The sequence below is a fragment of the Alcaligenes sp. RM2 genome (assembly GCF_052931795.1).
The window spans coordinates 1-12,670 of sequence record NZ_JBRFIO010000008.1; the positions used below are offsets into that span (position 1 = coordinate 1).

At 54.6% G+C, this 12,670-nt stretch carries 15 protein-coding genes and 1 pseudogene; all 16 read right to left on the bottom strand.

All coding sequences use genetic code 11. The annotated features are described in order from the left end of the window. Positions 1–1,482: pseudogene (locus ACU6HM_RS18230) on the bottom strand (hypothetical protein); the annotation flags it as partial. 73 nt (positions 1,483–1,555) lie between these two features. Then, complete coding sequence (locus ACU6HM_RS18235; RefSeq protein ID WP_446764165.1) at positions 1,556–2,212, bottom strand: DUF2612 domain-containing protein; 657 nt, start codon at positions 2,210–2,212, stop codon at positions 1,556–1,558. Continuing rightward, complete coding sequence (locus ACU6HM_RS18240) at positions 2,212–3,603, bottom strand: baseplate J/gp47 family protein (RefSeq protein WP_446764166.1); 1,392 nt, start codon at positions 3,601–3,603, stop codon at positions 2,212–2,214. The genes ACU6HM_RS18235 and ACU6HM_RS18240 overlap by 1 nt, the downstream gene beginning before the upstream one ends. A gap of 71 nt (positions 3,604–3,674) precedes the next feature. After that, positions 3,675–4,037 (bottom strand): hypothetical protein, encoded by a 363-nt coding sequence (locus tag ACU6HM_RS18245; RefSeq protein WP_254499481.1) that lies wholly within the window; start codon positions 4,035–4,037, stop codon positions 3,675–3,677. Next, positions 4,037–4,708, bottom strand: a complete 672-nt coding sequence (locus ACU6HM_RS18250) for a Gp138 family membrane-puncturing spike protein (RefSeq protein WP_446764167.1) — start codon at positions 4,706–4,708, stop codon at positions 4,037–4,039. Before ACU6HM_RS18250 ends, ACU6HM_RS18245 begins: the two co-directional genes overlap by 1 nt. Beyond that, positions 4,705–5,556, bottom strand: coding sequence for a phage protein (locus ACU6HM_RS18255; protein WP_446764168.1), 852 nt, complete (start codon positions 5,554–5,556; stop codon positions 4,705–4,707). Before ACU6HM_RS18255 ends, ACU6HM_RS18250 begins: the two co-directional genes overlap by 4 nt. Positions 5,557–5,596: 40 nt before the next feature. Continuing rightward, complete coding sequence (locus ACU6HM_RS18260; protein ID WP_247965630.1) at positions 5,597–5,926, bottom strand: phage baseplate plug family protein; 330 nt, start codon at positions 5,924–5,926, stop codon at positions 5,597–5,599. Then, a complete protein-coding gene (locus ACU6HM_RS18265) occupies positions 5,923–6,489 on the bottom strand; it encodes a phage baseplate protein (protein WP_446764169.1) in 567 nt (188 codons plus the stop codon). The genes ACU6HM_RS18260 and ACU6HM_RS18265 overlap by 4 nt, the downstream gene beginning before the upstream one ends. 78 nt (positions 6,490–6,567) lie before the next feature. Then, entirely contained in the window at positions 6,568–8,469 is a 1,902-nt protein-coding gene (locus ACU6HM_RS18270; RefSeq protein WP_446764170.1) for a tape measure protein, read from the bottom strand. A gap of 142 nt (positions 8,470–8,611) precedes the next feature. Further along, on the bottom strand, positions 8,612–9,091 hold the full coding sequence (locus ACU6HM_RS18275) for a phage tail assembly chaperone (RefSeq protein WP_254499493.1): 480 nt from the start codon (positions 9,089–9,091) through the stop codon (positions 8,612–8,614). Next, positions 9,091–9,519: a phage structural protein gene (locus ACU6HM_RS18280; RefSeq protein WP_247965634.1), complete on the bottom strand. Its 429-nt coding sequence runs from the start codon at positions 9,517–9,519 to the stop codon at positions 9,091–9,093. The genes ACU6HM_RS18275 and ACU6HM_RS18280 overlap by 1 nt, the downstream gene beginning before the upstream one ends. Positions 9,520–9,596: 77 nt before the next feature. Next, positions 9,597–10,955, bottom strand: coding sequence for a DUF3383 family protein (locus tag ACU6HM_RS18285; protein WP_254499494.1), 1,359 nt, complete (start codon positions 10,953–10,955; stop codon positions 9,597–9,599). A 94-nt stretch (positions 10,956–11,049) separates the two neighbouring features. After that, positions 11,050–11,529 carry a phage neck terminator protein gene (locus ACU6HM_RS18290; RefSeq protein ID WP_446764171.1) on the bottom strand — a complete coding sequence of 160 codons (480 nt, stop codon included), beginning with the start codon at positions 11,527–11,529 and terminating at the stop codon, positions 11,050–11,052. A 177-nt stretch (positions 11,530–11,706) separates the two neighbouring features. After that, positions 11,707–11,955 (bottom strand): hypothetical protein, encoded by a 249-nt coding sequence (locus ACU6HM_RS18295; RefSeq protein WP_009459904.1) that lies wholly within the window; start codon positions 11,953–11,955, stop codon positions 11,707–11,709. Beyond that, positions 11,952–12,332, bottom strand: coding sequence for a hypothetical protein (locus tag ACU6HM_RS18300; protein WP_021446766.1), 381 nt, complete (start codon positions 12,330–12,332; stop codon positions 11,952–11,954). The genes ACU6HM_RS18295 and ACU6HM_RS18300 overlap by 4 nt, the downstream gene beginning before the upstream one ends. 13 nt (positions 12,333–12,345) lie before the next feature. Next, positions 12,346–12,669, bottom strand: a complete 324-nt coding sequence (locus ACU6HM_RS18305) for a hypothetical protein (RefSeq protein WP_369326629.1) — start codon at positions 12,667–12,669, stop codon at positions 12,346–12,348. Between the last annotated feature and the right edge of the window lies 1 nt (position 12,670).

The following is a 12,670-nucleotide window of genomic DNA, read 5'->3' on the forward strand; positions in this document are numbered from 1 at the left end:
AAATACTCCAGTAGAGGGAACCCCCCCGATCATTTCAGCGAGTCTCATTGAGCCTACTATGCGCTCTACTGCGTCATTTTGGCTACTTCCTAACAGTCTCGCATTTGCAGTGTCAGCGTCAGTTCCGGTTGCGCGGATGAATTGATCACGCAAATCAGGTAGACGGAAACTGCCTGCAGAGACTCTGGAAAACACAAACGCTCCCTTCCTCCAGTCGCCGGGAGCAACAACGTGACCGTTTGCCTCTGCCCAGGCGACCAGGGCCACAAAGCGTGTATTGGTTGGAGCAACAACCTGCCCAATTGCATCCACTTCATCGGCACGGGCATCCCTTGATGTCCCCCACACGAAACGACCAACGTTCAGGCTGGCGTAACCGGTAAACGAACCGATGGTTTGCCATTGCAAAAGCTGCTGGCGGTCAATTGCGTAAATCACTGGACCTTCGTTAGTCTTGGGTGCAGTGGCAAACGTAGGAATAGAGGCTGATTTATCGGCCTTGGAGTCGGGGTCAAAGTTTTTGTCGTGCCAGATTTTGCACGCGGCACGATATTCCTTCTTACCCGACACTCCACCGTTTAGATAAAAATTATCAGTGTAAGGATCGGTGGACAGGCGCAAGCCTGCATTCAAGGACGTGCCATAAGGCATATCCAGAAAGAACGAGCCTCCGCCCCAAGTCGTAGCACGGTTCTGGTAGTACCACCCAAATGGGTTGACACTGTCTCGGCCATTAGCCGGATTGACAGTGCCTGCGCCCAAGCCATAATCCCCAACAGCCAGCGCCCGGTTCCATGCGGTGTACTCTCCGGATCGGCGACCGCGCCAAGCCAGCTCACCATCAAAAGACGCATAGAGCTGGCCACCACCGGAACCCGACTGACGGTGAAACACCACCCCTTGATTAGTCACACCGGCTGGCAAGTTGCTGGCGGCTCCTTGCGCATTAGGCACGTAATACATGCCAGCTCCTACCTCCAGCGTACTCAGATTTTCCGCCGGCCAAGCATCCGTCGTTGTATCAGCGCCCGCTCTGCCCAGGCCAAATGCACCTACCGTCAGAATTTTTCCGGCGGTAGTATCACGAGCCGAGGACTGCAGGTTCAGGCCCAGACCGTAAGGAGTCAGTGCCTTGGTCTTGATCGTCCGGGCAGCGGCCTCTGCATCACTAGCGTAGGCTGTCATACCCTTGACCGTCACGCTCGCATCAGGCGTTGCCGCCGTCAGAAGTTTGTTCAGCCCCAGCAGATCATTAGCACCGAGTGTGACCTTGCGCGCACTGGCAGCTGACTTGAACTGTCCCCACAACCAGGCAAATTTTTCATCGTTCAGTTGCTGCAGTTTGTTGAACTGCTCAACGGAAGGCGGAGTCGAGCCGATAAAGGCCCAGCCCAATTTGTATTGATCATCTTGCAGATCAATGACCCCTCCAGTTTGACCCCACTTGTACTCGAAGCCAGAATAAAAATTCACTGCTGCCATATTCACACCTCATAAAAAAACCGTCCGAAGGCGGTGGCTACCAACACGCGTGCGTAGTTGGCAATATTGGTTGTCAAATCACTCGTGCAAGCATCCCAACGCCAAAGCCATAAAAGCCCTGGCTGGTAAAGCCGAACGGTTTGTCGTTGGACCCGGTAAATATGTGGACCCCAACTCCAGCTGCCGCAGGTACCCACCGATAAGGATCAGCCATCAACGGGTTGTTAGGGCCAGGTAGAGCGCTGATCCAGATATTCAGCTTGGCGTTACCCACATCTTTGATGCGCGCTTGGGAGACATCAAAAATTGTCTTCAAGGCCGCCGCAATTTCCGGGGTTGTGCCGTGTCCGTTATTGACGGCGATCTTCCAGTACAGGATTCGCCGGTACTCCGGATCCAGAAGCTTGCTGGAGCCCGATGTCTCGCTTTCATGTTCACGGCGAATACGCGCCAGATCGAAGCCAACGGTAGCTGGCTGACCGACAAAGCCAAAGAACTGCACATAAACCGAGTTTTCAATCTCGCGAGATTGCCCCACGATCTGACCAATGCCATCCAGTTGGCGACCCACTGCAGCATCCAGCCAACGCTCGTCATGCAAAGCCTTGAGCTGATGATGTTCAAGCGGCACATACAAGGCTCGCACCAAAGACTCCAGCCTTGAGGAGCCGCCGTATTGGTCCAGAAAGTGTTTCCAGGCAATATCGGCATGATCTTGTTCCAGATTCATCACGTCACCTCGATCCGGCTGGCATCAAACAGCGCCTTCTGGGCATCCCCAATTTCAATATTGGCTGCCTTGTAATCAGCGGGGCGAGGCACAAAATGGGGATCGGTGGAATGGGCAAGCTTCAGATCCACCTGCGCAATGCCCTTGGTGCCATAAATCAGACAAAAGAAGCGCTGGTGGCGTACATCCAGACCAATCGTGTGCTCTTGCCCGGTCGCCAAGATAGCTTTCTCTATCTGTCCAAAACCATCGGGCGGAAAGGCCTGCTCGTCTACCGGAAGCAAGCTCACCACTGCCCGCACCCACACGTATACAGGCTGAGGCCGATCAAACTGAATCAGTTGGATTCCTTCCGATGTGTCCAGCACTTTGGTGACTGCACCATTGGTATCAATGCCACCGCTCTTGAAGCGATAAATCGCATGGGCAATATCATCATCAAGGCCACCATCAACAATCACATGCACACTGTGCGGCTTGCGTCCGGCGGTATCAATTTGATCAGTTTGATTGTTGAAAACCCGGATATCACTAATACCGGGAACCTCGTTAAGAATGTTGGGACCGATACTTGGTAGCGTAGCTGCACCAAACCGGAACACACCCAGGCGATAGCGCGCACGCAACTGAGCGTCTGTTTCTCGCTGATGTCCTACTGCCCCTTGCTGCAAATTCACGACCCGCGCCCAGCCGGGAACCAGTGTCACGATCGAATCCAGGTCCCCGGGTGCGGCCATCTCGGCGATTGCATCCACAGTTTCTGCCAACACAGGCGAACCAAGCTCTGCGAAAGACAGGTTGCTGCTTAGCTGAACACTGACTGCCAAGGTGGCCACGGCAACCAGACGGATGGTTGCGCCGTCACTGGCGATCCGTAAACCACTGGGTGCCAAAGCCACCATCAACCCAGCCAGGACAGAAGCCATGGTGGCCCCGATGCCACTGGTATAGACATAGGGCGTGCCATCTACCGTTACCGAATAGCTGGTCGAAGACTGCACAATCGGAGCAATGCGCAAATCTGCAGCGGTCTCCGCACCGATAATCAGGTCCTGGGTTGTGCGCCAGATCGTTTGCGTACTACGGTGACGAATCTGTGCACCAGCCGGAACTTGAGTGCCTTGCAGGCCATACGCCACGACATACACTCGGCTGCGTTCTGCCTTCAAGCGCTTCACCCCTGAAAAAGACACTGCCCTGTCCAGGGAAGCTCCACTGGCCGAACCCGGATACATGGCGTAGTACACCCCCTCTCCCATTTCCCACAGAGCCGCTTCACGCTCGGCAAACGTGTCGATCAACACCCCCGTTACCGAATCCGGCCTGGTTTCCATATCATCAGGCAAGCCGCGAGCACGTAAATTGCGGCGCAGCTCTTCTATGATTTCCATCCGGACCTCAGGTAGGCGCGGACGCACAAACCCCTCCGGAGTCACACCGTAATCAGCCATTTTGAAGAATCCTATTGGGTGACGGTGACCGTAAGCGGGCCCGCGTCTGTTTGAATTTCAGGCAACGTGATCCGGGCTCGGCGCGCAATGGCATTGAGCTCAATCTGCACCATGGGCACAGCAATCACACCTGGGACGGCACGCACTTTGGCGCGCACAATGTTTTCAATCTCAGCCCGATTAGGAGCCTTGACCATGATTTTTTCCAGATAGGGAACGCCCCAGCTCTGGTCCAGAAACCACTCGCCCAGAAAAGTCAGCAAAGTGATGGTAATTTGCTGACGAATCCGCCCAACCCCCTCAATCAAAACCAAATCCTGCTCTGAAGACAAAGCCAAATCATGGCGGCCATTAAGTTGCAGATCCCATGTCATTACACCGGCCCTCCAGTTGTGCCACCGCCGGTCTGCACCCCGCTATGACGATGGTCCGAACCGATGTTCTTGCCGTCATGCATAATCGTTCCCCCCTCAAAACTGGCACCACCACTGATGCTGATTGAATTGCCAGAGCCCCCAGAACCGGCCATCCCAGCGGTGTAAGTCAGCAAGCCGTTGACGGTGACAGGACTATCAAAAATAGTTTCCTGGGCAATAACATGCTGACGGGGGACGCGCACGGTCAAACTGCCATCCGGCGCCAGCTTCATCGAGCCAGGACCATATTGCACTGTCAGATTTTCCGTATCCGCTACCGGGCCAGGGCGCATTACTGGCGTAGCAAAGGCATCGCTCAAATCAAATTGACGGGGATCATCGGGAGCCTGGTCTGAACCCGATAGCCAGTTCTCCAGGCTGCGTTGAGAAAAATGCAAAACAACGGGATCACCCGATTTCAGGGGGACCGTAATCATGGCCTGCCCCCCATCGGCAATCGGCCAACACACGGGTACAGCAACGATCAGCGGTGCAGCCAAAGTCTGACCATTGGCCAATTGCTTGGGCAAAGCTGGTTTTGCAGTCACGGTCTTGCCGTCGTAGGTCTGTACCACACCGGGCAAGCAGACATTAATGTCCGACAAAATAGACGTAATGAGCTGATTCATGAGCTGTCCCTCTCCTCTTCAGGTGATGCGTGCCGATCCAGCAGCTCCATCGTGGTATGCCAGTTTCCGGAGGCACTCCAATCCCCTGAGTGCTTCAGACTTTCTACCCGAAACCAATCCACTGCCTGGCGACTTTCCAGTTTGACCAGATCACCAGGGTTCAAGCCGGGCAACAGCAAGGATGTGACACGCCAACCATCGGCCTGCTGGCGTTCGGACTTGGTCCTTTCGCTGCCTTTGCTATCCGCCTTTTCTTTGGCGCTCTGCCGTATCCGTTCCGGATTGCCTAGCAAACCACTTTGTGCCGACAGAACAAAACCCTTGCGCGGCGTTACTCCACAACGCTCAATAACTTGTAACTCGCCATTCTGTATGGAGTACTCGAGGCCGCTTCCCTGCACAACTTTATGCAAGGCCACGCGGGCAGCACCGTAAAAACTGAAACCGTTTTGCCAGACACGATCTGGCGCATCCTCAGCCATCACCAATGACAAGCCCATTTGGAAGGCAATATCCTCAATGATCAGCCGGGCCCGAACACCAGCACCACAGCCCAAGCTGACGACGGTGTCTCGAATTTGGGTAAAACCATCCAGCACCTCCAATTCGGTCACGATTTCCGCACCCTGAACGCTACTTGCCCCCTGCACCACGGTTCCATAAGCCAGAAGTAAAGCCCCGTCTTCCTGACCGTAACCCGCATAAAGGGTGACCACATTATCGGGCTCCACAATGGCTTCACGGGTCTGCGGGCTCAAATTCCAGACGCTGATCCTGATCTGGTTCGGAGACTCGCTGGTATCCTTGCTCACCTCAAACTTCATGCGCAATGGCGGAGCGATTTCCACGCCCTTCTCCCCTGGCCGGCCCACCAACAATCGGTACGTTCTATCGAAGCGCGCCATACTCTTGCCTACTCAAGTAAAAGAAATTGGCCTGGCCGCTCAAAAAAGAGTCTCGATTCAATTGCAGTTTTTCATCCTGCACATCCACGATAAACTCTCCAGGGGGCACATTCAGATGCCGAAATTGCTCCAGCAATGGTGTATTGGGTACCAGTACCAAACCATTCAAAATGCTTTTTGTATGGGCGTCCTGCAGCCCCAAAATCCAGATTTTGGCCTCACTGTTCCAGTTGAAGCTCAGAAAGTAGCTGGCTCCTTCCAGACTGGCTTCAATCACAAAGCTGTTCTGGTCTGCCAAGGGAATTTCAATCATATCCCACTCCCTCCTTGCACTTTCAGTTTGCTGGCAGGCGTGCTTTGAGACCGGGTATCGCTGACTTTCCCACCCGCTGCCCCTGTCTGGCCCGCCTTGCCTTGAACAGAGGGCGCTACCTTGTCTGCAGGGATATCAGCCTCTCGCAGCTGGGCTACAACAATCTTCTGAAAGTTGCAGACCACGTCCAGCTTTTCACCTTCATTCTTGCGAGTGATCGCTGCCTTGGTCATCGCGTAATTCTGATAAATATCAGCCCCGGTCACGATAGTGACAGGCTGACGTCGTTCATGAATCTGGCGAATGGCATCCTTGGCAGCAATCAACTTGGATCGGCCACCACTCAGAAACGTGTAAATACTGGCAGCGGTAATCACCCCTGACAGACTCAAAGTCTCCGGCTCCTGGGCAATGTGGTCGGAGATGACCGAACCATCCTCAACCGCGTACTTGCTGACGCTGGCGGTCAGCTCAGTTTCCTCTGTCAGCAACGCATCCAAAGGGATACTCCCCAACATGCTTTGCTTGCCAGCCAAATCAAATAACAAGGTTACAAATGCCATGATGAGCACCCATAAAAAACGCCGCTCTATGGCGGCGGGTCTGCATAAAGCGCATCAAGGGCGCAAGAAAAAGCAAGCTCAAGGTGGGGCTTCGGTATACGGAGCACGCGCACTCAGACCCTGACTCGAGTTGGCAAATCCATACTGCTGCACGGCCTGGCCAACCGTATCTACAATCTTGTCGGCCTGATCTTTCGTCTGCACAGTCACCGTCATGGTGCGATTGTCGGTGTACTGACCTGCCGCCCCTGTACTGGATACGGGAGTCGCCGTTTCAAAGCCCAAGACACTCTTGACGCCATCCAATGTGGCCCAGCTTGGCAGCTCCGGCACCATGGAGGAAAAGAAAGCCCCCACATTGGCAAACTGCTCTTCAAACCAGTTGAACATACGGGTGAATGTGGCTTTGATCTCGACCCAGGTCTGCTCGGCTGCCAACACGAACGTGTCCCAAAAATCTTTCGCAAAACTCACAATCTCGTCGCGGTAGCTCAGGATCAATACAACCAGTGTCACGATCAAGGCCGGAATGCCACCAATCAACAGCACCAGGCCAGTCACTACGGTGAGAACCGCTCCCCACTTTTCAATCCAGGAGTCCACAGTCTCTGCTCCGCCCCCCAGCAAGTCCTTGACCCATACTAAAGCACCACGAACGGCCTCAATCTCACCTTGCCACTGCTCGGATCGACCAATAATCGAACCCAGTACAGAATCGCCCCCCTGAAACCAGGAAATTACATCCTGAATGACCAGACTGATGGCTTCCACAATAATCATCCAGCGCAAGAAAGGACGGACCGCTACCCAGAGCTCCTTGGCTAATACCCCCGCTACGCCGACCAAGCCACGCAGCATTTGGGTCACAGACTGCCCTTTCCCTAGCAGGGCCCCCATCCCGGCTTCCAGTTTGCGCAGGCCCTGTGCTGCTCCAACCAGGAGCAGCAGATGCACAATTTGCTCAAGATGTTCACCCAACACTTTCAAGGTGAAACTCAACAGATCAATCACACCGGTCTGTTGCTGCAGTACCCCGCTAACCCGCGCCAGCTTGTCCGAAAATTCAGTCAAAGAGTTGACCAAGGAAGCTGGCAGTTTTTCCACGTCCCCACGCATGGTGTTCAACTGGCTACCCAGCGCAGACACCATCATGTCAGACGTAATCAGGCCTTGCTCAGCCAACTCAAACAGGTTCTGGCGAGTGACTCCCAGGGCAGGATTAGTCTTGTTCAAGCCTTCAAGCAAGTACGTCAACATACGCCGATTATTGGCCAGCATGTTCTGAAAGCCTTCCCCGCTCAGCTTTCCCTGAGCCAGATCCTTGACAAACTGCGCCATAAAAGCGCTGGTTTGTTGGGGGTCAGAGCCACTGGCCGTCAAGGACAGACCCGTTGCTGCGACCATATTCAGGCTGTCCCGGGCCCCCTTGCCTTGGCTTTGCATAAGCGGATGGATACGCAGAAACAAATCGGCACTTTGCGCAAACGGCTGGCGCGCCTGCACGGAATCTGCAACCAAACGCTGGTCAATAAACAGGTGTTCTTGTTCACCTTGAGAACTCATTGCGAGCTGTGCCTGCACCTGGTTGAACTGGTCACCTGCCAGAAGCACATCCTTGACCGTATCAAGACCCACATTTTTGACAATGGTTTGCTTGATAACCCCGGCCCAGGAACCGGATACCGTTCCCCCGGCCACACCCGGTCCTGTCGGCTTGCCAGCTTGTGATGGATCCAAAGAGCGAGCTCCCACCCCAGGTCCACGAAAGCCGCGCACCACATTCCCCACAGCCAGATGGGCGTTTTTAGCGCCACGCTCAAGCGCATTCAGGGCGCGACTTTGCTCGATGGACTGCCTGGCCAACTTCGCAAAGTCCACCGCATCCCTCTGAAGGCGCTGATACCACTGCGCATACGCCTTCAAGTCGGACAAGTCCACCAGGCTGCGCATATTCGCGACAATTTCACGGACATTTGTCATTACTTATTCACTGTGCGTGCTGCTTCCAAAGCAGCAGCCTCAGCGTCCATAAGGTGGTTTAACTTGATCAAATCCAGCAAAAGCACCTCCCGTCGGCGAATCTCGCCGACGGTGACTTTGCTGGCCATCACGGGCCGCCAGATCAGGAACTCTCTTTCGAGTTCTGGCTGATAGCTCCCAACGGGCTTGCCGGCAGTTGGCTCAGGTCCACACCAGAACGGCTGAGCCAACGCCCTAAAGGGGAGGCAAAATTCACCTTCAATACATGAAACAGCAGCTCCAGAATATCGGTGAACTCCTTGAAAGCCATCGCACGTGCCGCCGCATCCAGACGCATGTCCCGACCATTCATCGACACAGCTACGGAGTCGGCGTTGATCAAACGATCCGTCCACTGCTTGAGCTGACGGCCACTTAGCTTTTCGGACAATTTTTCAATGGCACCGGTCATCAACACTTCGGCCTGCTCCGCTTGCGCCCCCAGACTCAGAGACAGCAGCTCCCCCACTGCAGGTAGAAGATCTTTTTGCAAATCGCCAAAAACCTCCAGCGCCTCAAACGCATCCATCGGGGTAATCAGAAAAATGGTGTCATTGACCGTCACTTCCACTGGGCGGGCCATCAATCGTTACCCCCGTTGGTAAAGCCGCCCACCGCCTCCAGCGTCCATTCACGGCTGCCAATACCTTTGGCAAACGTCGCGTTGGCCTTCTTTTGCACCCAGGCGGTACCGGTAAACAGCGTACTGCCACGCAGGTCCGTGATCAGAATGGGAAATGCACCGGCACCGCCCGAGAGACGGTCCACGTCGCACAAGGACGAGAGCACATCGTTGGAACGGCTGGTTTGTTGCAGTGTGATCTTGATGATGTGTCGCGGGTCATGACTGATCGAGCGAGATACATCCCCATACACACCTACCGAGCTGCTGACACCATCACCCTGAGGCTCAATGCTGATGAAGGTGTCATCGGCTGGGCCCGTGACAGTATGTGCGCCCAGCACACATTTGACTTGCTTGGAATCGTAGCTTTTCAATTCATAAGCCATTTCAGGCTCCCAAAGAAAAAAGCCTGGCATCGAGCCAGGCTGGAGTTATGACAAGAAGGGGCGCTTAATCTCCTGGATTACAGGGCGTAGCTCAAGCTGCCCTTGATTTCCGACACATGAATGGCACCGGCCAGGCGAGCAGTGAAGTACACGTCGCGCAAGACACGATTAGCCTTGTCGTTGAAAGGAACCTGGCTGCTGCGCGGTAGACTCAGGGTATAGCTGGGAACAATGCGATCGTTCTCGTCCAGCTCTTCGGTTGCAATGCCACCGCGACGCACATTCAGGTCCAGTGGGGCACGAATGGCATTGCCAATCATCTGGATACCATCGTCGGTGAAGGCCACCTTGCCATCTGCATTGATCATGGCCGAGACCACAGACACCTTGATCTGCTCGACCAGCGCATCGCGCAAGCGAATAACATCAATCCATTCACCCGCCGCCGTCAAACCACCTTGGGTCACTGCAAAATTGCGGAATGGCTCAAAAGTGGAAAAGCTCTTGCCATGCGCCACCAAAGCCTGGCCTTCACTCAGCTCGTCATACGCAATGCCGGCCAGCTTTTTCAGTGCCCAAGTTTCCTGACCTGGGTAGTAAGTGAACATGGAGGACATCAAAGCAGCTTCAGGATACTGAATTGCGGCTGCCGCGCTATAAACGCCAAAGCTGCGGAAATACTGCTTTGCCTGCAACTGACTGGCCAAATCATCGGTCGAGTCCGGATCGAGAATGCTCGCATCGGCCGATGCCGTACCAAACAACTTCTCGTTGGATTCAGTCCAGGCGGCCGCCGACAGCACGTCCTCAATCACGCGGCTAGTAATAACCAGGCCATACCAATTAAAGGGCCCATTGGCGATGGTGGACAAAGCCTGAGTCACAGTCTCGGTGCCGGGCACCACCTGCATGGCCAGATTACCTTGCGGCTGAACAGCCAGAGCCGTACCTGCCGTTTTATTTTTCACCGTCACTACTGCCTCAGCAGCAGTAGCCGTCACAGGAGCAGCCGTTTGCGCAATCGCGCTAGCCAAACCCGAGGCAATTTCCGCTACCGTGTCTGCTTCCAGCGCCTTGTACGACACCTGCGCCTCCAGCTGTTGGCCCTGTTCGCCACGCCAGCGCAGCTGGACACGGTAGTCGGCATCAGGCACTGCACGACTTACCGAGATCTTGAGTTCGTCAACCTGACGACGACCAATAAAGACTTGACGTACGGCAGGAATCTGCGCGAAAGCATCACGCGCGGCCCAATACAAGGGGTCCGTATCTTGCAGACCCATGTCCAGCAGTTCATCCGCAGCGGTAATGGTCATGGCGCGTGCCGTGGAAAGCACGTGACTGCCCAAAATCAACATGTCGGAAAAGGATTGCTCATTGATTGCGGTCGTACGCAACGCAATATCTACGTTTGCGATCCGAGATAGTTTTGCCATCGGTGGCTCCAAAAAGAAAAAAACCACCTGGATCGGTGGCTAAAGCGATAAAACTCGCGTTCATGAAAACAGGCCTGCTAAAAGACCTGTCTGGTCACTCAAGCGGGGACGGTTGCTCCCCTTTCACTTCCACAAACTCGATCACATGCACCTCATCGTCCAGACTGGCCGTATACATCACATCCAGGTCCAAACGTGCATGGGCTCTTCCGTACTCGGTCTGATCCTGCTCGACCTCCAACCTGAGAGCACGAACCAATGCAATGTTCAACTTCTCACTCAATGCTTGCAGCGCCTCGGACTCCAGTTTCAGATGCAGCCGCTCCAGAATCTTCCAACTGTTCGCAGCAAAACATCGCACTTGTACCAAAGCTTGATACTGCACACTAATGCGGCGAACACCAGCGTCATTGACCCGTCCATAATGGCTCGGGCCAGGTCGGCCTTGAGTCAAGGAAAAAAGCAGATAAGGCATGGCAGGGAGCTGCCCCTCCTCAACTGGATCACGAAGCACCGCATACGGCTCGGCAGCTTTGGCGATCAGCGTGTAAAAATCATCTTGGGCATTGTTCATGGCAGTACATTTCCTGACCTGAACAAGCAGGCCAACACAGTGATCAAAGGACTCATCAAGAAAAGCGGTGTCTGATGCGAGGCATAAAAAAACCCCGCAGCAATTTCTTGCTCGGGGTTGTTTCGTTTGCATTGGACGCAACTTTGCACGCCCATTATTGCAATTGCGCTTGCAGATTCATAGCGGCCCATGTTGCAGACTGCAACGCCAGGCGTAAAAGGCTGAGGTTTCACCCTCTTTGATCTTGTCCACCTGACCTGAATCCTGCAATTGCACCAGCACACGCTTGACCCCTTCGCGCATGGCGTTGCGTTGGGCCGTGGACAGCTCCATGCCTTTGCTGACGTGCCGCACAATCTGGATCATGCGGAACTCTCGTCCCGGATAGGCCGCTAACAGGTCTATGACTTCGGCTGCATACTTCACCGCAAAATCTCCTTCTCGACTGTGATTCTGAAATCCATCAAATGGCGGCGGTAGTCCTCATCCCGAAGGACCGCGCCCGTAACCTTCTTGATCCACAAACGAGCTGTGGCCTGGCGCTCGCTGGCGGTCAGATGGCCGTACTGAGCATTCTTGCGTGGGTACTCGGCCTGGATGACCATGGCTTGGTAATGCGGCAGGCGCTGGTAGAGGGCGTCAACCGCCAAAGCGTGGTCTTGATGTATGGGCCTGAAGTCCTCTTGCCACGGAACGTAGCGTTCCATATTGCCCACGGTCTGCCCGGACCAGCACCAACGGGCCCAGTTCCAGAGCAAGTCGTCACCACTCAGGCCCTGCTTTTTTTCTGCTTTGATTGTCATGTGGGTTCCTCCTTCAAGCCCAATGAACGGTGATACCGTGCATCCGGGTCAGCAAAATTCGTTTGATGCTTTGGAGCAGGCTTTCTGTATCGCCGCTTAGCTGCACAATGCGATCGCCGCTGCTGTTGTCCGTGTAGGCAAAATCCGCGATATAGCAAATCCTGCCGGCGGGTATCAGGTGGCTGAAAAGCCGTGGCACCAGACTCCAGGATGGCTGCTGTACCAAATGCCTGATCTGGTCGTTCCGCTGCAAAGCCAGCAGTTCTCTGTAGCGATGGGCAGGTGCTCCTGTGACCACCTGATGCACCTCTTGATGACGCCGTGTTGTCAGATCCATG